Origin of the sequence: Cellulomonas wangsupingiae (assembly GCF_024508275.1) — a bacterium.
GTDB lineage: Bacteria > Actinomycetota > Actinomycetes > Actinomycetales > Cellulomonadaceae > Cellulomonas > Cellulomonas wangsupingiae.
Map to the genome: position 1 here is coordinate 677428 of NZ_CP101989.1, position 21046 is coordinate 698473.

The following is a 21046-nucleotide window of genomic DNA, read 5'->3' on the forward strand; positions in this document are numbered from 1 at the left end:
GCCCCGGTCGGGGTGAGGGCACGACCTCACCCCGACCCTCCCCGGGCCCCGCCGGCTGTTCCCCCCCGACAGCCGGCGGGGTCGCGCCCTTTCCGGAGGAACCGGACGTTCTCGCCTGAAGAGGTGGATCTCGAAACTTCTCGATCTCGATTCTGCAACCATCCGGGCGAGCACTCCGCGGCCCCCTGGCCTTTGCGCAGTTCGCCGCATACGGTGGGCGAGCGAATGAGACTTTCTGCGCGCAAGGGAGCGTCCATGAGTCAGAACCGGCACCGCAAGGTGCTCGAAACTATCGGTGTCGGGATGGCGGCCTTCGCCCTCCTCGCGGCACCCCTCGTGGCCGCCGGTTCCGCCGCGGCGGCCGCCGCGCCGGAGGTGGTCTACGACATCGACTTCGACGACGAGTCGATGGGCGCCTGGACCACCAGCGGCGACGTCACCCCCCGCTACGTCGACGTCGACGGCAGCACCGCCCTGGAGATCGCGAACCGGACCCAGGACTTCGGCGGCATCGAGTCGCCCTCGCTCACGACGGTCGCGGGGGCCACCTACACGTTCTCGATGCGGGCGAAGCTGCCCGCCGGCACCGCGGGCACGGCCGACATCCGCTTCGTCGTGAAGCCCGAGTACACGTGGATCGGCCCCACCACGATCAACGCCGAGACGTGGACGACCGTCACCGGCACCTGGACGGCCGCGGACGCCGCGCCGCGCAGCGTGTACCTCGGGACGTCGCACCTGTCCTCGACTCCCGCGCCGGCCGAGGGGGAGCCGAGCGAGCCGTACACGTACCTCGTCGACGACCTCCTCGTGACCGTGGTCGCACCCGACGCGCCCCCGCCGCCGGCTGCCGACGTCGACGCGACGTTCGACTTCGAGGACGGCACGCTGCAGGGCTGGGCCCCGCGCGCGACGGCCGAGGGCCCCGCGACCGTCGAGGTCGTCGACACCGGTGCCCACGGCGGCGACCACGCGGTGCGCGTGAGCGACCGCGTGAGCCAGGGCCAGGGCCTGCTGTACGACGTCACCGACGTCCTGACGGCCGGTCAGCAGTACGAGTACGAGGCGTGGGTCCGGTTCGACGACGAGCCGGGCGACATCGTGCTCAGCGTGCACACGGTGACCGACGGCGTCAGCACCTACGGCAACATCGCGACGTCCGCCGTGACGACCGACTGGACGCGGGTCGAGGGCACCTTCACGATGCCGACCTTCGGCACGTCGGCCGAGGTGTACTTCGAGACGCCGTACGCCAGCGGCGCCGCGGGGGACACGTCGACGTTCCTGCTCGACGACATCCGGCTGGCGAGCCCCGAGCTCGACGTCCAGGACCTCACGCCGCTGAAGGACACCGTGCCGTTCCCCGTGGGCGTCGCGATCGACGACCGCGAGACCGCCGGCTCACCGGGGGAGCTCACGACGCTGCACTTCGACCAGATCACGGCCGAGAACCACATGAAGCCGTACGCCTGGTACGCCGACGACCGGTCGTTCCGCATGAACCCGGTCGCCCGCACGCTCATGGACACCGCCGTGGCCGAGGACCTGCGGGTCTACGGGCACGTGCTCGTCTGGCACGGCCAGAACCCGGGTCAGGTCGACGCGAACGACGACGGCATCCCGACCACCCCGGGCTGGATGTTCTACGGGGACGACGGCGAGCTGCTCACGTCGAGCACCGAGGACCGGGCGACCCTCAGCGCACGCATGCGTGAGCACATCTTCTCGGTCGCCGAGGCGCTGTCCGACGAGTACGGGCTCTTCGGCTCGGACACCAACCCGCTCGTCGCGTGGGACGTCGTCAACGAGGTCATCGCCGACGGCGGCGAGAACCCCGACGGCATGCGGCGCTCGCAGTGGTTCAACGTGCTGGGCGAGGAGTTCGTCGACCTGGCGTTCCGCTACGCGGACGAGGCCTTCAACGACGAGTTCGCCGTGCCCGGCGACTCCCGGCCTGTGACGCTGTTCATCAACGACTACGGCACCGAGTCCCCGGCCAAGCAGGACCGGTACGTCGCGCTCGTCGAGCGGCTGCTGTCGCGCGGCGTGCCGGTCGACGGGGTCGGCCACCAGTTCCACGTCAGCCTGACCACGCCGGTCGCCGCGCTGCAGACCGCGCTCGAGCGGTTCGAGGCGATCGACCGCGACGGCGACGGCGCCCCGGACCTCCTGCAGGCCGTCACCGAGCTCGACGTCGCCACGGGCACGCCCGTGACGGAGGCGAGGCTCATCGACCAGGGTTACTACTACCGCGACGCGTTCGACCTGTTCCGCGCCAAGGCGGACTCGCTGTTCTCGGTCACGGTGTGGGGTCTGTACGACTTCCGCAGCTGGGTCGTGGACAACGGCGCGCCGCTGCTCTTCGACGACCGCCTGCAGGCCAAGGCGGCCTACTACGGCGCGGCGGGTCTCGACCTGCCCGGACGGATCGCGTCGGCCGAGTCCTTCGGCGGCGAGGTCGCCGTCGACGACGCGGCGGCGGACGCCCCCGAGTGGGCGCAGCTGCCGCTCGAGCCGATCGGCGAGGACGGCGTGGCGGGCGGTCTGCAGACCCGCTGGACGCCGGACGCCCTGACCGTCCTGGCCGAGGTCCCGGCGGCCACCGACGCGCTGCGCGTCACGGTCGGCGGGACGACGTACGACGTGCCGCGCGAGGGCGAGGGCGACCTGCCGAGCGTCTGGGCGGAGCACGGCGACGGCCTGCGGGTCGTGCTGCGGGCACCGCTCGACGGCGCCGAGGTCGGCGACGTGCTCGCGTTCAACCTGGGTGTCGTCCAGGGTGAGGACGTCACGTCCTGGTCGGGGAGCGCGGGCTCGCTCTCGCTCATCGAGCCGCTCTCGTACGTCGAGGTCACCTACGCCGGCGCGGACCTCCCCGACGTCGACGGTGCGGTGGACGAGGTGTGGACCGGCGTGCCGTCGATCGTCACCGGCAAGCAGGTCTCCGGTACGGGCACGGCGACCGCCGAGGTCCGCACCATGTGGGACACGGACACCCTCTACGTGCTCGCGGACGTGACCGACGCCGACGTCGACAGCACGGCGACCGACCCGTGGGAGCAGGACTCGGTCGAGATCTACCTCGACCTGGGCAACGCCAAGAACGGCACCTACCTGCCGACCGACATGCAGCTGCGCGTCGGCGCCGACAACGCCGTGTCCTTCGGCACGGGGCCGGCCGAGCAGGCCGACCGCGTCCGGACGGCCACGAGCACGACCGGCACCGGGTACGTCGTGGAGGTCGCCATCGACATGCTCGGCCTCGGCGGCGACGGCACCGTGCACGGCGCGGACTTCCAGGTCAACGACGCGACCGGTGGCGGGCGGATCGGCACCACCAACTGGGCCGACCCGACGAGCCAGGGGTACCAGTCCACCGCGCGGTGGGGTGTCGCCAAGCTCGTCGACGGCCCGGTCGAGCCGGCCCAGCCGAGCATCACGCTCGGCGACGGGCAGGTGCGCGCCGGCGAGGACCTGCAGGTGACCCTCGCGGGCTTCGAGCCGGGCGCGCAGGTGGCGATCGCGCTCGGTGCCGGCGTCACCGCCACCGGTGCGGTCGGCGGTCCCGGCGCGGCGGTGGCCCCGGAGGGCACGACGCTCCTCGGGACCGTCACGGTCGGTGCGGGCGGCACGGCCGTCACCACCGTCACCGTGCCGGCGGCGACGGCAGCGGGCACGTACCTCGTGAGCGGCTCGGTCGACGGCGCGGTCCTGGCCGACGCCGTGCTCACCGTCCTCGCGGCGGCGCCCGGCGCCGGGTCCGGCACGGGAGCCGGAGCCGCAGCCGGAACTGGGACTGGCACGGGTGTCGGAGCCGGGGGCGGCCTGGCCGTCACCGGTGCCGGCCTCGGCCTCGCAGGCCTGGCGCTCCTCGTCATCCTCGCCGGTGTCGCGCTGGTCGTGGCCCGGCACCGCGGGATGACGCTCGAGGGGGTGCGCCAGACGCTGCTGCGGCGCTGACCCGCAGCAGCGGGCCGGGGTGACACGTCACCTCATCCCGGCGCACGACGGGCCCCGTCGGCTGATCCCCCCCGACAGCCGACGGGGCTCCGTCATGCCCGCGCCCGGTGCCGGTCGGGCCGGCCGGCACCGCTACCGTTGCGCCGTGACCACCGCACCGCCGCCCGTGGACGAGACCGCCCCGCAGGCGGGTGTCGCCTCCCCTCTGCTCGCGGGGGATTCCGGCCCCGAGCCGCTCGCGCTCACGCGCCTCGTCGCCGTCGCCCTGGACGAGGACCTCGGGCCGGCCCCGGGGCGCGACGTCACGACCCAGTCCACCGTCGACGCGCACGCCCGTGGGTGTGCCGACGTCGTCGCGCGCGAGGCGGGCGCGGTCGCCGGGCTCGTCGCCGTCCCCGAGGTGCTCGACCAGGTCGCCGACCGGCTCGGCCTGCCGCGCGTCGAGGTCACGTGGCACGTCGCCGACGGGTCCGTCGTCGACGCGGGGGCCGTGCTGGCCACGCTCGCCGGGCCGACGCACGTGCTGCTCGTCGCCGAGCGCACCCTCCTGAACCTGGTGTCCCGCGCGTCGGGCGTCGCGACCCACACGCACCGCTGGACGCAGGCGCTCACGGGCACGGGGGCGCGGGTGCTCGACACCCGCAAGACGACGCCCGGACTGCGCGCGCTCGAGAAGTACGCCGTGCGGTGCGGCGGCGGGACCAACAAGCGCATGGGTCTGTTCGACGTCGCCATGGTGAAGGACAACCACGTGGTCGCCGCCGGTTCGGTGGCCGCCGCCGTGCGCGCGGTGCGCGAGCGGTTCGCCGACGTCGCGATCCAGGTGGAGGTCGACCGGCCCGAGCAGGCCGACGAGGCGCTCGACGCCGGGGCCGACTTCCTGCTGCTCGACAACATGGACACCGGCACGCTGGCCGCGACGGTCGCGCGGGTGCGGGCGCGCGAGGGCGCGACGGGGCACGTCGACCTCGAGGCCACCGGCAACCTGGCGCTCGACCGGGCGCGCGAGGTCGCACTCACCGGGGTCGACTACCTGTCGGTGGGCGCGCTGACGCACTCGTCGCCGATCCTCGACGTCGCGCTGGACCTCGACCCGCGGTCCGTGGCGGCGCCGTCCGGCGCCCGGTCCGAGGAGCCCACCGTCACGTCCGTGACCGCCGAGGAGCAGGTGCCGCGCCCGTAGAATCGTCCGGTGACCGCACCCACCGAGCCTGCCGCCCCGACGCCGGACGCCGACACCACGACACCCGCCGTGGACGACGTCCCCGAGCAGATGCGGGTCCGCAAGGCCAAGCGCGAGCGGCTGCTCGAGGCGGGCGTCGAGGCGTACCCGGTGTCGGTGCCGCGCACCCACACGATCGCGCAGGTGCGCGAGGCGTACCCCGAGCTCGAGCCGGGCACGGAGACGGACGACGTCGTGGGCGTCGCGGGGCGTGTGGTGTTCCTCCGCAACACCGGCAGGCTCGCGTTCGCGACGCTGCAGGACGGTGCCGGGACCCGCCTGCAGGCGATGCTCAGCGAGAAGGAGGTCGGCGCCGACGCGCTGGCCGCGTTCAAGGCCGACGTCGACCTCGGTGACCACGTCTTCGTCCACGGGCGGGTCATCGCCTCGCGCCGCGGTGAGCTGAGCGTCATGGCGGACGAGTGGCGCATGGCGGCCAAGGCCATCCGCCCGCTGCCGAACCTGTACGAGGGCACCGAGATGTCCGAGGAGGCGCGGGTCCGGCAGCGCTACGTCGACCTGATCGTGCGCCCGGGCGCACGCGAGATGGTGCGGCTGCGCGCCGCCGTCGTGCGCTCGCTGCGCGAGAACTTCTACCGGCGCGGGTTCCTGGAGCTCGAGACCCCGATGCTGCAGGTCCGTCCCGAAGGTGCCGCCGCGCGGCAGTTCGAGACGCACATGAATGCTTTCGACATGGACCTCTACCTGCGGATCGCACCCGAGCTGTTCCTCAAGCGGGCGGCGGTCGGCGGCGTCGAGAAGGTCTTCGAGATCAACCGGAACTTCCGCAACGAGGGCGTGGACTCCACGCATTCCCCGGAGTTCGCGATGCTCGAGGCGTACGAGGCCTACGGCGACTACGACACCATGGCGGCCCTCACGCAGGACCTCGTGCAGACCGCGGCCGTGGACGCGCTCGGCACGACGGTCGTGACGCTCGCGGACGGCACCGAGTACGACCTGGGCGGGCAGTGGACGTCCCTGACGATGTACGGGTCGCTGTCCGAGGCGTTGGGCGAGCAGATCACCCACGACACGTCGGACGAGAAGCTGCTGTCGCTGCTGGCGGACGCCGAGATCGAGCTCGCCCCCGCGCAGCGCAACCACGGCAAGATGGTCGAGGAGCTGTGGGAGCACCACGTCGGCTCGACGCTGTGGGCGCCGACGTTCGTGCGCGACTTCCCGGTCGAGACGTCGCCCCTGACGCGCGACCACCGCACCGAGCGCGGCCTGGTGGAGAAGTGGGACCTGTACGTGCGCGGCATGGAGCTGGCCACCGCGTACTCCGAGCTCGTCGACCCCGTCGTGCAGCGCGAGCGGTTCGAGGCGCAGGCCCTGCTCGCCGCGCGGGGCGACGACGAGGCCATGCGGATCGACGAGGACTTCCTCGCCGCGATGGAGCACGCGATGCCCCCGTCGGGGGGCATGGGGATGGGTGTCGACCGGCTGCTCATCGCGATGACGGGTCATGGCATCCGTGACACGATTCCCTTTCCGCTCGTGAAGCCGCAGGTCTGACGATGTCAAAGGTGGAGGGCTCATGAACGGGTGGGGCGCAGTTCTCGCGGCCTTGCTGCCGTCGGTCGGCGTCGGGCTGATCTTCTGGTTCGCGATGCGCGCGATCATCAACGCCGACCGGTCGGAGCGTCAGGCGCTCGCGCGCATGGACGGGGATAACGATCGACCTGGTCCCACCGAACCCTGAGAATGTCGGTACCCGTTTGACGGGTACAAACTCGGGTGGGACAGTGTGCGAGTCAGCAATTTCCCCATGCCCGGGAGCATTCCATGGCACAGAAGGTGCAGGTCCTGCTCGTCGACGACGTCGACGGTGGGACGGCGGACGAGACCGTGACGTTCGGTCTCGACGGCGTGACGTACGAGATCGACCTCACGTCCGAGAACGCCGCCAAGCTGCGTGACGCGTTCGCCCAGTGGGTCGCGAACGCCCGCAAGGTCAGTGGCCGCTCGGCCGCTCGCTCCTCCGCTCGCTCCTCGTCCTCGTCGTCGACGCGCACCGCGCGCTCGAACGAGGCGCAGGAGATCCGCGAGTGGGCGAAGGCCAACGGGTACCAGGTCTCCGAGCGGGGTCGCATCTCCGCGGAGGTCAAGAAGGCGTACGACGACGCTCACTGAGCGTCGATGCCGCGTCGCGTTCGGGGGGACGTGACGCACCGGAGGGGCCGGCACCGCAAGGTGCCGGCCCCTTCGCCGTCCCCGGGACGCCGTCCCGACTGGATCGCACTCTCGCCTCCTGTCCCGAACTGGATGGCACTCTCACCCCTGGAGAGGGGAACCCACCCCACCCCGAAGACCCCCCCGGGCGTGAGAGAGCAATCCAGTCACCCCCCGCCCTCCGGGACGTGACGAAAGGGGCCGCACCCACCGGGTGCGGCCCCTTCGTCAGCGTGTCAGGCGGGGCGGTCGACCGTGAGGTCGCGGGCGGCGGCGTACTGCTCGCGCACGACGGGCGTCGGCTCGCCCGTCATGACCTCGGCGTCGGAGGACGCCGACCACGACGGCGGCGCGTCCTGGCCGGAGAGGACCCACGCGGCCTGCCGCGCGGCACCGTCGGCGACGTACTCGCCGGGAGTCGGCACCTGCACGTCCACGCCCATGATCGACGGGATGATCCGGCGCACGGCCTCGGACTGCGCGCCGCCACCGATGAGGAACACGCGCTCGACGGGCACGCCCACGGCGCGCATCGCGTCGATGCCGTCTGCGAGCGAGCAGAGCATGCCCTCGACCGCGGCGCGCGCGACGTGCGCGGGCGTCGTGTTGGCCAGGCGCATGCCGTGCAGGGCGCCGGTGGACATCGGCTTGTTCGGCGTGCGCTCGCCCTCGAGGTAGGGGACGTGCACGAGGCCGTCGGCGCCCGCCGGGGCGGACAGCGCGAGCTCCGAGAGTCCCGGGTGGTCGACGCCGAGCATCCGGCACGCCGCGTCGAGCACGCGCGAGGCGTTGAGCGTGACCGCGAGCGGCAGGTACGAGCCGGTCGCGTCGGCGAACCCGGTGACCAGCCCGGTGCCGTCCGCGATGGGCGCGGCCGAGATCGCCGACACCACGCCCGACGTGCCGAGCGACACCGCGACGTCACCCGGCAGCAGGCCGAGCGCGAGCGCGGCGGCGGCGTTGTCACCGGCGCCCGGGCCCAGCACCGGCTTCTTCGCGAACGCAGGCGCGACGGGGCCCGCCTCGTTGGCGGCGAGCACGCGCGGCAGGCGCGGCACGCTGCCGAGCGCCATCTCGAGCAGGTCCGTGCGGTAGTCCTCGGTGAACGGCGACCAGTAGCCCGTGCCCGACGCGTCGGACCGGTCGGTGATGAGCCCGTCGAACCCGACCTCGGCCATGCCGCCGGCGAGCTTCCACGTCAGCCAGTCGTGGGGGAGCGCCACGGCGGCGACGCGCGCGGCGTTCTCCGGCTCCGCGTCGCGCAGCCAGCGCAGCTTGGTGATCGTCAGCGACGCGACGGGCACCGAGCCGATCGCGTCGGCCCAGGCCTGCGCGCCGACCGTGACGTCGCCGTCGCCGAGCTCGGAGATCAGGTCACGCGCCGCCTGCGCGGAGCGCGTGTCGTTCCACAGCAGCGCCTCGCGGACGACCTCGCCGTCGGCGTCGAGCACGACCATGCCGTGCTGCTGCCCGCCGACGGAGATCGCCTCGACGTCGTCGAGGCCGCCGGCGTCCGCGATGGCCGCCTGCAGCGCGTCCCACCAGTGGTGCGGATGCACCTCGGTGCCCTCCGGGTGCCTGGCCCGGCCCTGCCGGACCAGCTCACCGGTCTGCGCGTCGCGCACGACCACCTTGCACGACTGCGTGGACGAGTCCACACCTGCCACGAGCGTCATCGCGTGTGCTCCCTTGCCGAGGTGCCCGGACTGCCGGGCGTGGGGTGTCCGAGAGGGGATCGCGCCGGGCCGCTCGGACGTCGGGTGCCGGGACGGGCGACGCCCGGGGAGCGCGAGGCTCCCCGGGCGTCAGGTGCTGCTGGTCAGCCGCGCGCGCCCATGGCGTGCTCGACCGCGAGCTGGTTGAGGCGCACGAAGCCGTAGCCGTGCTTGGCCACGCCCTCGACGTCGAAGTCCTCGAACGCGGAACGGTCCGCGAGGAAGTCGGCGAGCGACTCGCCCTCGTTCAGCGTGGGCTTCGCGAGCTCGAAGACACCGGCGGCCTCCATGGCCTCCTGGACCTCGGGGTCGGCGCGGAACGCCTGCGCCCGCTCCTTGAGCAGGATGTACGTCGACATGTTGGCGGCGGCCGAGGCCCACACGCCGTCGAAGTCCTCGGTGCGCGAGGGCTTGTAGTCGAAGTGGATCGGGCCGTCGTACTTGGGGCCGCCGCTGGGGAAGCCGTTCTCGACGAGGTCGACCGTCGCGAACGCGGAGAACAGGTCGCCGTGGCCGAAGACCAGGTCCTGGTCGTACTTGATGCCACGCTGGCCGTTGAGGTCGATGTGGAAGAGCTTGTCCGCCCACAGCGCCTGCGCGAGGCCCGTCGTGTAGTTCAGGCCGGCCATCTGCTCGTGGCCCGTCTCCGGGTTGAGGCCGACGATGTCGCCGTGCTCGAGCTTGGCGATGAGGCCGAGCGCGTGCCCGATCGTCGGGAGCAGGATGTCGCCGCGGGGCTCGTTGGGCTTCGGCTCGATCGCGATGCGCAGGCCGTAGCCCTTCTCCTTGATGTACGCGGCGACGGTGTCGATGCCGTCCGCGTACGCCTGGTGCGCGGCGTACAGGTCCTTGGCGGAGTCGTACTCGGCGCCCTCGCGGCCGCCCCACATGACGAACGTGTCGGCGTCCAGCGACGCGGCCAGGTCGACGTTGCGCAGGATCTTGCGCAGCGCGTAGCGGCGCACGCGGCGGTCGTTCGAGGTGAACGCGCCGTCCTTGAAGATCGGGTGCGTGAACGTGTTGGTCGTCACCATCTCGACCGTGATGCCGGTCTCGGCCAGCGCGCCGCGGAAGCGGTCGAGGATCTTCTCGCGCTCGGCGTCCGAGGAGCCGAAGGGCACCACGTCGTCGTCGTGGAAGGTCACGTGCGCGGCGCCGAGCTCGGCGAGCTTGTGCACGGACTCGACCGGGTCGAGCCACGGGCGGGTGGCGGCGCCGAACGGGTCCTGGGCGTTCCATCCGACGGTCCAGAGACCGAAGGAGAACTTGTCGTCAGGGGTGGGCTTGCGAACCATGGAGGCCTCCGCGTCGAGGGGGGACCGGGCGCACGGCTGTCGAGCGACCGGATTTTGTTCTCGGGATGAATTTATCCCGCGGAGTCGCTAGGGTCAAGCCATGCCGAGGCAGGACGACGCGCCGGACGACGCCCTGCGCGACGTCGCACCGCAGGGCTTCGCGACCCCTCGCCCCGCCGCCCTGACGCGTCTGCCCGACGCCCTGGCAGGCGCCCCCCGGACGCGTGAGGGACGTGCCGCCGAACGCGTGCCCGACCCCTCACGGGCCGCTCGGCAGGCGCAGATGCGCAGGCACAACCTCTCGGTGGCGCTCGCCCAGGTCGTCGACGCGAGGACCCCTCCCTCCCGCGCGCAGATCGCCGCCGCCACCGGCCTGGCTCGTGGCACCGTCACCGGGCTGGTCGACGTGCTCATCGAGGCCGGACTGGTGCGTGAGCTCGACCCGGTCGTCGTGGCGCGTGCCGGACGGCCCGCGGTGCCGCTGGCCCCGACGCCGGGCCGCGTGGCCGGCGTCGGTATGGAGGTCAATGTCGACTACCTGGGCCTGCGGGCCGTCGACCTCGCGGGCGGCGTGCTGGTCGAGGCGGTCGAGCACGTGGACCTGCGGGGCAGCGACCCCGACGCGGTCCTCGACCGGCTCGCGATGCTCGCCGCGCCGGTGCTCGCCGCGCTCGCTGCCGACGGCGTCCGCGTCGCGGGCACCGCGCTCGCCCTGCCCGGCCTCGTCGACCGGATCACCGGCCCGCTGCGGTACGCGCCGAACCTCGGCTGGCGCGACGTCGACGTCGTCGCCCGCCTGGCCGCGCACCCCGTCCTCGCGGACCTGCCGCCGCGCGTCGCCAACGAGGCGAACCTCGCCGCCCGTGCCGAGGCGCACGCGCGCCGCGCCGCCGTCGCGCCGTCGTTCCTGTACGTGTCGGGCGAGGTCGGTGTCGGTGGCGCGCTCGTCCTCGACGGCGAGATCTTCCTCGGCCGGCACGGCTGGAGCGGGGAGATCGGCCACGTCGTCGTCGACGGGGGAGCGGGCGGGACGCGGCCCGTGTCCCTGGAGCAGCACGCCGGTCAGGACGCGATCGCCCGGGCCGCGGGCCTGCCGGCCGGGGCGCCGTTCGCGGACGTCGTCGCCGCGCTGGACGCCGGGGACGCGCGCGCCCGCGACGCCGTCCGGGGCGCCGCGCGGTGGCTCGGGCTCGCGGTGGCGACCGTGGCCAACGTCGTCGACGTCAGCCAGGTCGTCCTGGGCGGCACGTTCGGCCTGGTCTTCGAGGACGTCCAGGACGTCGTCCGCGACGCGCTGGCCGACCGCGTGATCTTCGCGGACTGGTCGTCGCCGTCGGTGACGCGCGCCGCGGCGGGCGACTACCCGGCGATGACGGGCGGGGCGCTGGCGGTGCTGCGCACGGTGGTGGCGGACCCGACCCCGTGGTTCGCCACCACGACGGCCTGACCCCGACCGTCGCGACGGGTGGACCGCGGCGCGTCCGGGGCGGCGACCACGCGGGGGCGTCGACGGCTGCGTAGGGTCGGCCCGTGAGCGCGACGACACCCCTGTGGATCGGCACCTTCCCGCGCGCCGGCATCGGCACGCAGGCCGGGCTCGGCGAGGGCGTGTGGCGCGTCGACCTCGACGAGACGACCGGTGCGCTGGGGGCGCCGCGGTTCGTCGTCGAGACCCCCGCGCCGACGTTCGTCGCGACGCACCCGTCGGGGCGCTGGCTGTACGCGGCGGGCGAGAGCGAGCCCGGGACGCTCACCGCGTTCGAGGTCGACGACGACGGCGGGCTGACCGCGCGCGCCGTCGTCGCGTCGGGCGGGTCCGGGCCGTGCCACCTGCTGGTGGTCGACGACGCGCTGTACGTCGCCAACTACGTCGACGGCGTGCTCGGCGTCGTGCCGCTGACGCCCGACGGCGCGTTCGCCCCCGACGTCGTCGCGTCCGGGCGGCCCGCGCAGGCGTTCGGCCACACCGGCGCCGGCCCGGACGTCGACCGGCAGGAAGGCCCGCACGCGCACTTCGTCGCCCTCACGCCGGACGGCCGTCACGTCGTCGTCGCCGATCTCGGCACCGACGAGCTGCGCCGCTACGCGCGCGGCGAGGACGGCCTGCTCACGCCGGACGGCCTCGCCGCGACGCTGGGCCCCGGGACGGGGCCGCGGCACGTCGTGTTCGCGTCCGACGGCTCGCGCCTGTACGTCGCCGGTGAGCTCGACGCGAGCGTCCACGTGCTGCTGTGGGACGCCGCCACCGCCACGGGCACCGCGGTGCAGCGGGTGCCGGCCGTCCCCGGGGAGGCGTCCGGCGACGGCGTGCGCCGCTCGCCGTCGCACGTCCTGCTCGACGGCGACCGGCTGGTCCTGGGCGTGCGCGCGCTGGGCCTGCGGGGTCCGGACGTCCTCAGCGTCTTCGACGTGCACGCCGACGGCTCGCTCGGCGACCCGCGCACGCAGCCGCTCGGCGGCCCGACGCCCCGGCACCTCGAGGTCGTCCACGGCTGGACGGTCGTCGCCCTGCAGGACGCGCACGCGGTCGTCGTGCACGACCCCCACGGTGCGCAGGTGTCGCGCGTCGAGGTGCGCTCGCCCGCGTGCGTCGTGCCGGTCGCGCCGCGCTGACCGGTGCTCAGGCCGGGCTGAGCGCCATCTCGAGGGCCGTCGCGACGAGCGCGTGCCGATCGTCACCGGCCGGCAGGGTGTCCGCGAGCTGGTCGGCGCCGACGGCCGCGGCGAGGGAGATCACCGCGCGGCGGTGGGCGACGTCGGCCGGGATGCCGAGCTCGGTGAGCAGGCCGGTGACGTGCTCGACGCGGCGTGCGGTCACCCGGCGGACCGCGTCCTGGACGCCTTCGGCGGCGGCCTCCAGGTAGAGGCGCCGTTCCCCGCCGCGTCGGGGCCCGCGTGCGGCGACCTCGGCGAAGAGGGCGTGGAGCCGTGCGTGCGCGTCGCCGTCGTCGGCGGTGCGGGCGATGACCTCCTCGGTCTGCTCGGCCTCCCACCGCTCGACCACGGCGTCGACGAGCGCGCGGCGGTCGTCGAAGTGCCAGTAGAAGGAGCCCTTGGTGACGCCGAGCGTGCGGGCGAGCGCCTCGACGCGTACGCCGGCCAGTCCGTCGCTGCGGAACGCGGTGGTGGCGGCGTCGACCCACTGGTCGCGCGTGACGCGGGGGCGGGGTGACGGCGGCACCGACCGTACGCTACCGTACGGTTGACCATACGCCACCGTACGGAGTCGCCCGTGACCGATCCGCCGCCCGTCACCGCGTCCGCCACGACGAGCGCCGACGCCGCTCCCACCTTCGTCTCGCTCGCGCTGCGCGACCTGCCGCGACCCGACTACTGCGACGTCCTCGTCACGCCCCTGCCTCCCGGCGCCGCCACCGCCCCCGCGGTGTGGGCCCGAGCCGTGTTCGACGTGCGCCACGGCCCGCGCTGGGTGCTCGCCCTGCTCCTCCTGCGTCAGGTCGCGGTGCGCCTCCTGGGGCTGGCACCCGCCCCTCGTGACACGTTCGCCGTGCGGGAGGTGCAGGGTGAGGAGGCCCTGCTCGCCTTCGACGACCGTCACCTGGACTTCCGCGTCGGCGTGGGCGTGGACGCCGACCGTGGCCTGCTGCGCGTCGTCACCGCGGTCCGGCTGCACGGCGTGCGCGGCCGCGTGTACTTCGGCCCCGTCCGACTCGCGCACCCGGTGGTGACGCGCGCGATGGTGCGCTCGGCCCTGCGGCGGTCGGCGGCCCCGTGACGCCGGGGTAGCGTCGCGCCCGGCAGCCGTACGGCCGTCGTACGCCGCACCGTCGAGGAGGCCCATGTCCCGCCCGCACGACGCCCCGACGCCCGTGACGTCCGAGCAGGTGTGGCGGACGCTCGCCCGCCAGCCGTTCCTCGTCGTCGCCATGGTCAACCGGCGCGGCGAGGGACGCAGCGTCGGCGTCAGCCCGGCCGTCGACGGCGACGACGTCTGGTTCGCCGCGACCGCGACCGACTGGAAGGTCGACCACCTGCGCCACCAGCCCGAGGTGTCGCTCACGGTGCCGGTGCGACGCGGCGGCGTGCTGGCGCTCGTCGCGCCGATCCCGCCCGCGACGATCACCTGCCGCGCCACCGCCCAGGTGCTGACCGTCGACGAGGCCCCGGACAAGGTGCGCCGCCGCCTCCTGCTCGGCCAGGACGTGGGGAAGGCGGCCGAGGCCGGGACCGTGATGGTCCGGCTGACGCCCCACGGTGACTTCGTGACGTACGGCGTCGGGGTGTCCCTGAAGGCGATGATGGACACGCAGCGCGCCCGCGGGCGCGTCCCGGTCGCGCGCGGCTGAGGCGGCCCGCCCGCACCCGTCGAACCTCGTCGCCTTCCGGTGGCGGCGGGCCCGGGCAACCAGGCGACAATAGGGCGTGACCACCGACCGAGCGCCGCGCGTCGCCATGCTCTCGGTGCACACCTCCCCGCTCGACCAGCCGGGCACGGGCGACGCCGGCGGCATGAACGTGTACGTCCTGGAGCTCGCGCACGCGCTGGCGGCCCGTGGTGCGCGCGTCGAGGTCTTCACGCGCGCGACGCGCTCCGACCTGCCGGAGACCGTGGTGCTCGACGGGACCGACGCGTCCGGGCGCCCGCTGTCCGCCGCCGCGTCCCGCGACGTGCTGCTGGCGGACGACGTGCCCCCGGGCGTGACCCCGCCGGTGCTCGTCCACCACATCCCCGCCGGACCGTTCGAGGCGCTCGACAAGAACGACCTGCCGGGCGTGCTGTGCGGCATGGCGGCGGGCGTCCTGCGGTCCGAGGCCGCACGCCGCCCCGGCTGGTACGACGTCGTCCACTCGCACTACTGGCTGTCGGGCCAGGTCGGTGCGATCGCCGCGCAGCGGTGGGAGGTGCCGCTCGTGCACACGGCCCACACGCTCGCGAAGGTCAAGAACACGAACCTCGGCCCGGGCGACGCCGCCGAGCCGAGCGTGCGCATCGTGGGGGAGGAGCAGGTCGTCGCCGACGCCGACGCGCTCGTCGCCTCCACACCCGTCGAGGCGGCCGAGCTGGTCGACCTGTACGGCGCCGACCCCGCCCGCGTGCACGTCGTGGAGCCCGGCGTCGACCTCGAGCGTTTCCGCCCCGGCGGTCCCGGCGCGCAGGAGGACGCGCGCCGCCGCCTCGGCCTGCCCGTGGACCGGCCCGTCGTGCTGTTCGCGGGCCGCGTGCAGCCGCTCAAGGCGCCGGACGTGCTGGTGCGGGCGCTGGGTGAGCTGCGCGCGAGCGGGCGTCCCGTGCCGCTGCTCGCGGTGCTCGGCGGTCCGTCGGGGCGTCCGACGGCGGTGCGTGAGCTGCGCGCGCTGGCCGTGACGCTCGGCGTCGACGACGACGTCCTGGTGCGGCCACCGGCACCGCGCGACGAGCTCGCCCGGTGGTACCGCGCCGCGGACCTCGTCGCGATGCCCTCGCGGTCGGAGTCGTTCGGCCTGGTCGCCGTCGAGGCGCAGGCCAGCGGCACCCCGGTGCTCGCGGCGGCCGTCGGCGGGCTGCGCACGGTCGTCGACGACGGGGTCTCGGGGCGGCTCGTGCAGGGCCACGACCCGCACGTGTGGGCCGACGCGATCGCCGACGCGCTCGCGGACGACGCCCGTCGCGCCCGGTGGGCCGTCGGCGCGCGGCAGGTGGCCGAGCGCTACGCCTGGTCCACCGCGGCGGACCAGGTGCTCAAGGTGTACGCGATCGCGGCCGAGCCGCGGCACGGTGCGTGACCGGATCGCTCTCTCACCCCCGAGGTCGGGCGTGACTGGATCGCTCTCTCACGACTGGGGGCAGGGCTGGATCGCTCTCTCACCACCGGGGGTGGGGACCGGGGGACGGACGTCCCTGCGGGTACCCGGGGGCTGCGGCAGGATGGAGGCATGACCTACACCCTCGTGCTGCTCCGCCACGGCGAGAGCGAGTGGAACGCCAAGAACCTGTTCACCGGCTGGGTGGACGTCCCGCTGTCCGAGAAGGGGATCGAGGAGGCGAAGCGCGGAGGCCGTCTGATGACGGACGCCGGCGTGCTCCCGGACGTCGTGCACACCTCGCTGCTGCGCCGCGCGATCACGACCGCGAACCTCGCGCTCGACGCCGCGGACCGCCACTGGATCCCCGTGAAGCGGTCGTGGCGCCTCAACGAGCGCCACTACGGCGCGCTGCAGGGCAAGAACAAGAAGGAGACGCTCGAGCAGTACGGCGAGGAGCAGTTCATGCTCTGGCGCCGCTCGTACGACGTCCCGCCGCCCGAGATCGAGCTGGGCTCCGAGTACTCGCAGGACGCGGACCCGCGCTACGCGGGCGAGCCGATCCCGCGCACGGAGGCCCTCGCGCAGGTCCTCGACCGCGCGCTGCCGTACTGGGACGCGGAGATCGTGCCCGACCTGAAGGCCGGCAAGACGGTGCTCGTCGCCGCGCACGGCAACTCGATCCGCTCGATCGTCAAGTACCTCGACGACATCGACGAGCAGACCATCGCCGGCATCAACATCCCCACCGGCATCCCGCTGCTCTACGAGCTGGACGAGGAGACGCTGAAGCCGGTCACGGCCGGTGGCACGTACCTCGACCCCGAGGCCGCCAAGGCCGCGATCGCGGCGGTCGCGAACCAGGGTCGCTGACCCGACCCGCAGCACGACGAGAGGCGCCCTCCCCCCCGGGACGGGCGCCTCTCGCGTGGCGGGGCCGGAAGCCCCAGCCCTCCTCGGGCGTCAGGCCCCGCGCACCGCGGCGGGGTCCAGGGCGTCGGCCACGTCACCCGTCACGAGGTACACCATGCGGCGCGCGACGGAGACGCCGTGGTCGCCGAACCGCTCGTAGTAGCGGCCGAGCAGGGTGACGTCGACGGTCTCCTGCGCGGACCGGTCCCACGGCCCGGAGAGCATCGACGTGAACGTGCTCGCGTGCAGCTCGTCGAGCAGGTCGTCGTCCTGCTGGATGGACTCGGCGAGCGCCATGTCCCGCGTGCCGAGCAGCGTGGTCACGCGGCGCGCGACCCGCACGGCGGCGTCCTGCATCTGCGTGAACGTCTCCTCCAGGCCCGCCGGCACGGCCACGACCGGGTAGCGGGCACGCGCCACCTGCGCGACGTGCCGGGCGAGGTCGCCCATACGCTCGAGCGACGCGCTCATCCGCAGCGCCGAGACCACGATGCGCAGGTCGGTGGCGACGGGCTGCTGCTGGGCCAGCAGCCGCACGCACCGCTCGTCCAGGTCCTGCTCCAGCGCGTCGATGGCGAGGTCGTCGGCGATCACGGACTCGGCGAGCCGGATGTCCGCGGTGAGCAGCGCGACGCCGGCGTTGCTGATGGCCTGCTCGACCCGTCCGCTCATGGCGACGAGGTCCTGGCCGAGCTGGGTGAGCTCGGCCTCGAAGATGTCCCGCATGTGCTCCCTCTTCTCGGGCGGTGGCGGGCTCACGGTCGCACGCGTCGGTGAACGACCGGCCCCCGGCAGGTGAACACGCGGCGGCGGTTCGACGTCCGCGGCCGTGGACGGCCCGGCCCTCGCCGCGGACCCGCCTAGGGTGGAATCCGTGGACTGGATGCTGGACGTCGTGCCCCTCGTCGCCGGCGTCGTCGGCGTGCTCGTCGGCGCCGTCGCCGTCGCCGCGTTCCGGTGGAGCGAGCGGGACCAGCGCACGGTGCCGCCGCAGCCGGAACCCGAGCTCGACGACGGCCTGGTGCGCACGCTCGCCGTGCTGCGCTCGGCGGCCGTGGTGCTCGACGCGCAGGACCGGGTCGTGCGCGCGAGCCCGCCGGCGCACGCGCTCGGGCTCGTGCGCGACGGCCGCCTCGTGCACGCCTCGATGCGCGAACTGGTCGCGTCGGTGCGCCGCGACGGCGTGATCCGCGACGAGGAGCTGGAGGTCCCGCGAGGGCCCGTCGGCCCGTCGCGGCTGCTGCTGCAGGTGCGCGTCGCGCAGGTCACGCCCGACCACCTCCTGCTGCTCGCGGAGGACCTCACGCAGGCGCGGCGCCTCGAGGCGATCCGCCGCGACTTCGTCGTCAACGTGTCGCACGAGCTCAAGACGCCCGTGGGGGCGCTGTCGCTGCTGGCCGAGACGGTGCAGGACGCGGCCGACGACCCCGAGGCGGTGCGCCGGTTCAGCGGCCGGATGCGCGCGGAGGCCGGGCGCCTGTCGGCGCTGGTGCACGAGATCATCGAGCTGTCCCGCCTGCAGGTCGCCGGGGCGCTCGAGGACGTCGAGACGGTCGAGGTCGACGACGTGGTGGCCGAGGCGGTCGACCGGGCGCGCACCGCGGCGGACGCCAAGTCGATCCGGGTGGCCGTCGCGGGAGACCGCGGGATCACCGTGTTCGGCGACCACAACCTGCTCGTCACGGCCGTGCGCAACCTGCTGGACAACGCGGTCGCCTACTCGCCCGAGGGCACGCGCGTCGGCGTGGGCGTGCAGGCCCGCGGCGACCTCGTGGAGATCGCGGTGGTCGACGAGGGCGTCGGGATCGCGGCGGCGGACCAGGACCGCGTGTTCGAGCGCTTCTACCGGGTGGACCCCGCGCGCTCGCGGGACACCGGCGGCACCGGCCTGGGCCTGTCGATCGTCAAGCACGTCGCGGCCGACCACGGTGGCGACGTGTCCGTGTGGTCGCAGCCCGGCCGCGGCTCCACGTTCACCCTGCGGCTGCCCGTCGCCGCACCCGCGCCCGGCACGCAGCCGAGCGCACCACCGACCCCGTCGAGGAGCACCCCGTGACCCGCATCCTGCTCGTCGAGGACGAGGAGTCGTACCGCGACCCCCTGTCCTACCAGCTCGGCCGGGAGGGCTACGACGTCGTCACGGCCGCGACGGGCCCCGAGGCGCTCGACCGGTTCGCGGAGCACGGGGCCGACCTCGTCCTCCTCGACCTGATGCTGCCCGGCCTGCCCGGCACCGAGGTGTGCCGCCGGCTGCGCCTGGAGTCCGACGTGCCGGTCATCATGCTGACGGCCAAGGACGACGAGATCGACAAGGTCGTCGGCCTGGAGCTCGGTGCCGACGACTACGTCACCAAGCCGTACTCGTCGCGCGAGCTGCTGGCGCGCATCCGCGCGGTCCTGCGGCGCCGCGAGGCCGCGGTGCGGCCGGCCGACGCCGCCGCCGCGGATGACGCGGTCCTCGAGGTCGACGGCGTCCGCATGGACGTGGACCGGCACACGGTCCACGTGCACGGTGAGCTGGTCGCGTTCCCGCTCAAGGAGTTCGAGCTGCTGGAGATGCTGCTGCGCAACCCGGGACGCGTCCTGACGCGCGGACAGCTCATCGACCGCGTGTGGGGCTCCGACTACGTCGGGGACACCAAGACCCTCGACGTCCACGTCAAGCGCATCCGCGCCAAGATCGAGGCCGACCCGTCCGCCCCGACCCTGCTGACCACCGTGCGGGGCCTGGGCTACAAGCTGTCCGACGGCACGGGGGAGTAGCGCGCGTCTGGTCGACGAGCGTTCACCCGGGGTTCACCCGGTGCCGCCGGTGCGGTCACCTGGCCCGCCTAGCGTCGGCGTCGGCCGCGCACCGACCGGTGCGCGCTCGAGGCGACAGGACGGGACACCGTGAAGCTCACCCCCCACCGCCGGTCCGGCGCGTTCGCCCTCGTCGGCGCGCTCGCGCTGACGCTCACCGCGTGCGGCTCCGGCTCGACGGCCGAGTCGGACGGCACCGCGCTGAGCGGGTCGCTCGCCGCCGCCGGCGCGTCCTCCCAGGAGAAGGCCGTCGCCGGCTGGATCGCCGGCTTCAACGACAGCCACCCGGACGTGGCCGTCAGCTACGACGCCGTCGGCTCGGGCGGCGGGCGCGAGCAGTTCCTCGCCGGCGCCGTGCAGCTGGCCGGCTCCGACGCGGCCCTCACGCAGGACGAGCTGGCCGCCGCGAGCGAGCGCTGCGAAGGTGGCGAGGCCGTCGAGCTGCCGCTGTACATCAGCCCCATCGCGGTCGTGTACAACCTGCCCGACCTCGACGCCGAGCACCTGCAGCTGTCGGCCGCGACGCTCGCGAAGATCTTCGACCGCGAGATCACGACCTGGGACGACCCCGCGATCGCCGCCGAGAACCCCGGCGTCACGCTCCCGTCGACCGGCATCATCCCGGTGAACCGCTCCGACGAGTCGGGCACCACGGAGAACTTCACCGAGTACCTCGAGGCCGCGTCCGGTGGCGCCTGGCCGCACGAGGCGTCGGGCGACTGGCCGCTGTCCGGCGGGCAGTCCGGGCAGGGCACGCAGGGCGTCATCGACACCGTCTCCGGCGCCGTGGGCGCAATCGGCTACGCCGACGCGTCGCGTGCCGGCGACCTCGGCACGGTGGCCCTGAAGGTCGGCGAGGAGTACGTGCCGTTCTCGGCGGAGGCGGCCGCGAAGGTCGTCGACGCCTCCCCGCGCGCCGAGGACGCCACGGACAAGCGCCTCGTCGTCGAGCTCGACCGCACCACGACCGAGGCGGGCGCCTACCCGCTGGTCCTCATCTCCTACTCGATCGCCTGCTCGACGTACGCCGACGCCTCCGACGCCGAGAACGTCAAGGCGTACCTGTCCTACGTCGCGAGCCCCGAGGGTCAGGAGCGTGCCGCCGACCCGTCGGTCGCCGGCGCCGCCCCGATCTCGGACGCGCTGCGCACCGAGGTGCAGGCCGCGATCGACTCGATCAGCGCCGGCTGACCGACGCACGCGCGCCCCACCCCTCCTCGACC

The 21046-nt window shown here is 74.0% G+C and carries 18 protein-coding genes; 14 read left to right on the forward strand and 4 right to left on the reverse strand.

All coding sequences use genetic code 11. The annotated features are described in order from the left end of the window. Nucleotides 1-255 precede the first annotated feature (255 nt). The 5 genes from NP075_RS03250 to NP075_RS03270 all read left to right on the forward strand — a co-directional run bounded on the left by NP075_RS03250 (nucleotide 256) and on the right by NP075_RS03270 (nucleotide 7318). Nucleotides 256-3960, forward strand: a complete 3705-nt coding sequence (locus NP075_RS03250) for an endo-1,4-beta-xylanase (protein WP_227566468.1) — start codon at nucleotides 256-258, stop codon at nucleotides 3958-3960. A 205-nt stretch (nucleotides 3961-4165) separates the two neighbouring features. After that, nucleotides 4166-5143 (forward strand): carboxylating nicotinate-nucleotide diphosphorylase, encoded by a 978-nt coding sequence (gene nadC, locus NP075_RS03255; protein WP_227566494.1) that lies wholly within the window; start codon nucleotides 4166-4168, stop codon nucleotides 5141-5143. A gap of 90 nt (nucleotides 5144-5233) precedes the next feature. Next, a complete protein-coding gene (lysS, locus tag NP075_RS03260; RefSeq protein WP_227566495.1) occupies nucleotides 5234-6700 on the forward strand; it encodes a lysine--tRNA ligase in 1467 nt (488 codons plus the stop codon). Between the two features lie 22 nt (nucleotides 6701-6722). Then, complete coding sequence (locus tag NP075_RS03265; protein ID WP_227566469.1) at nucleotides 6723-6887, forward strand: hypothetical protein; 165 nt, start codon at nucleotides 6723-6725, stop codon at nucleotides 6885-6887. An 83-nt stretch (nucleotides 6888-6970) separates the two neighbouring features. Further along, nucleotides 6971-7318: a histone-like nucleoid-structuring protein Lsr2 gene (locus tag NP075_RS03270; RefSeq protein WP_227566470.1), complete on the forward strand. Its 348-nt coding sequence runs from the start codon at nucleotides 6971-6973 to the stop codon at nucleotides 7316-7318. A gap of 275 nt (nucleotides 7319-7593) precedes the next feature. Here the strand turns inward: NP075_RS03270 and xylB are convergent, their stop codons facing one another. Both xylB and xylA read right to left on the reverse strand, forming a co-directional pair. Continuing rightward, nucleotides 7594-9033 (reverse strand): xylulokinase, encoded by a 1440-nt coding sequence (gene xylB, locus NP075_RS03275; RefSeq protein WP_227566471.1) that lies wholly within the window; start codon nucleotides 9031-9033, stop codon nucleotides 7594-7596. Between the two features lie 143 nt (nucleotides 9034-9176). Continuing rightward, nucleotides 9177-10367 (reverse strand): xylose isomerase, encoded by a 1191-nt coding sequence (gene xylA / locus NP075_RS03280; protein ID WP_227566472.1) that lies wholly within the window; start codon nucleotides 10365-10367, stop codon nucleotides 9177-9179. Between the two features lie 100 nt (nucleotides 10368-10467). Between xylA and NP075_RS03285 the strand changes: the two genes are divergently transcribed. Together NP075_RS03285 and NP075_RS03290 are read left to right on the forward strand one after the other, a co-directional pair. Continuing rightward, nucleotides 10468-11814: an ROK family transcriptional regulator gene (locus NP075_RS03285; protein ID WP_227566473.1), complete on the forward strand. Its 1347-nt coding sequence runs from the start codon at nucleotides 10468-10470 to the stop codon at nucleotides 11812-11814. An 83-nt stretch (nucleotides 11815-11897) separates the two neighbouring features. Further along, complete coding sequence (locus NP075_RS03290) at nucleotides 11898-12980, forward strand: lactonase family protein (protein WP_227566474.1); 1083 nt, start codon at nucleotides 11898-11900, stop codon at nucleotides 12978-12980. A gap of 7 nt (nucleotides 12981-12987) precedes the next feature. On the opposite strand, the gene NP075_RS03295 is transcribed toward NP075_RS03290, so the two are convergent. Then, nucleotides 12988-13548, reverse strand: coding sequence for a TetR/AcrR family transcriptional regulator (locus tag NP075_RS03295; protein ID WP_227566475.1), 561 nt, complete (start codon nucleotides 13546-13548; stop codon nucleotides 12988-12990). Between the two features lie 51 nt (nucleotides 13549-13599). Here NP075_RS03295 and NP075_RS03300 point away from each other — a divergent pair, with 51 nt between their 5' ends. From NP075_RS03300 to NP075_RS03315, 4 genes are all read left to right on the forward strand, one after another. Continuing rightward, a complete protein-coding gene (locus NP075_RS03300) occupies nucleotides 13600-14103 on the forward strand; it encodes a DUF2867 domain-containing protein (protein ID WP_227566476.1) in 504 nt (167 codons plus the stop codon). A 64-nt stretch (nucleotides 14104-14167) separates the two neighbouring features. After that, complete coding sequence (locus NP075_RS03305) at nucleotides 14168-14674, forward strand: pyridoxamine 5'-phosphate oxidase family protein (protein WP_227566477.1); 507 nt, start codon at nucleotides 14168-14170, stop codon at nucleotides 14672-14674. 76 nt (nucleotides 14675-14750) lie between these two features. After that, entirely contained in the window at nucleotides 14751-16091 is a 1341-nt protein-coding gene (locus NP075_RS03310) for a glycosyltransferase (protein WP_227566478.1), read from the forward strand. Nucleotides 16092-16241: 150 nt separating this feature from the next. Then, a complete protein-coding gene (locus tag NP075_RS03315) occupies nucleotides 16242-16982 on the forward strand; it encodes a phosphoglyceromutase (RefSeq protein ID WP_227566479.1) in 741 nt (246 codons plus the stop codon). A gap of 90 nt (nucleotides 16983-17072) precedes the next feature. Here the strand turns inward: NP075_RS03315 and phoU are convergent, their stop codons facing one another. Further along, nucleotides 17073-17747, reverse strand: a complete 675-nt coding sequence (gene phoU, locus NP075_RS03320) for a phosphate signaling complex protein PhoU (protein WP_227566480.1) — start codon at nucleotides 17745-17747, stop codon at nucleotides 17073-17075. Nucleotides 17748-17904: 157 nt separating this feature from the next. On the opposite strand from phoU, the gene NP075_RS03325 reads away from it, so the two are divergent. The 3 genes from NP075_RS03325 (at nucleotide 17905) to pstS (ending at nucleotide 21014) form a co-directional block, all read left to right on the forward strand. Further along, nucleotides 17905-19077, forward strand: a complete 1173-nt coding sequence (locus NP075_RS03325; RefSeq protein WP_227566496.1) for a sensor histidine kinase — start codon at nucleotides 17905-17907, stop codon at nucleotides 19075-19077. Continuing rightward, the gene (locus tag NP075_RS03330) at nucleotides 19074-19784 is read left to right on the forward strand and encodes a response regulator transcription factor (RefSeq protein WP_227566481.1); all 711 of its coding nucleotides are present in this window, start codon (nucleotides 19074-19076) and stop codon (nucleotides 19782-19784) included. The genes NP075_RS03325 and NP075_RS03330 overlap by 4 nt, the downstream gene beginning before the upstream one ends. Before the next feature lie 129 nt (nucleotides 19785-19913). Then, nucleotides 19914-21014, forward strand: coding sequence for a phosphate ABC transporter substrate-binding protein PstS (gene pstS / locus NP075_RS03335; RefSeq protein WP_227566482.1), 1101 nt, complete (start codon nucleotides 19914-19916; stop codon nucleotides 21012-21014). The last annotated feature ends 32 nt before the right edge of the window (nucleotides 21015-21046 follow it).

Coding starts and splice junctions, on each gene's coding strand:
- NP075_RS03250 (WP_227566468.1), top strand. CDS start 256: ATGAGTCAGAACCGGCACCGCAAGGTGCTCGAAACTATCGGTGTCGGG.
- NP075_RS03325 (WP_227566496.1), top strand. CDS start 17,905: ATGCTGGACGTCGTGCCCCTCGTCGCCGGCGTCGTCGGCGTGCTCGTC.
- xylB (WP_227566471.1), bottom strand. CDS start 9,033: ATGACGCTCGTGGCAGGTGTGGACTCGTCCACGCAGTCGTGCAAGGTG.
- phoU (WP_227566480.1), bottom strand. CDS start 17,747: ATGCGGGACATCTTCGAGGCCGAGCTCACCCAGCTCGGCCAGGACCTC.
- NP075_RS03285 (WP_227566473.1), top strand. CDS start 10,468: ATGCCGAGGCAGGACGACGCGCCGGACGACGCCCTGCGCGACGTCGCA.
- lysS (WP_227566495.1), top strand. CDS start 5,234: ATGCGGGTCCGCAAGGCCAAGCGCGAGCGGCTGCTCGAGGCGGGCGTC.
- xylA (WP_227566472.1), bottom strand. CDS start 10,367: ATGGTTCGCAAGCCCACCCCTGACGACAAGTTCTCCTTCGGTCTCTGG.
- NP075_RS03315 (WP_227566479.1), top strand. CDS start 16,242: ATGACCTACACCCTCGTGCTGCTCCGCCACGGCGAGAGCGAGTGGAAC.
- NP075_RS03265 (WP_227566469.1), top strand. CDS start 6,723: ATGAACGGGTGGGGCGCAGTTCTCGCGGCCTTGCTGCCGTCGGTCGGC.
- NP075_RS03270 (WP_227566470.1), top strand. CDS start 6,971: ATGGCACAGAAGGTGCAGGTCCTGCTCGTCGACGACGTCGACGGTGGG.
- NP075_RS03305 (WP_227566477.1), top strand. CDS start 14,168: ATGTCCCGCCCGCACGACGCCCCGACGCCCGTGACGTCCGAGCAGGTG.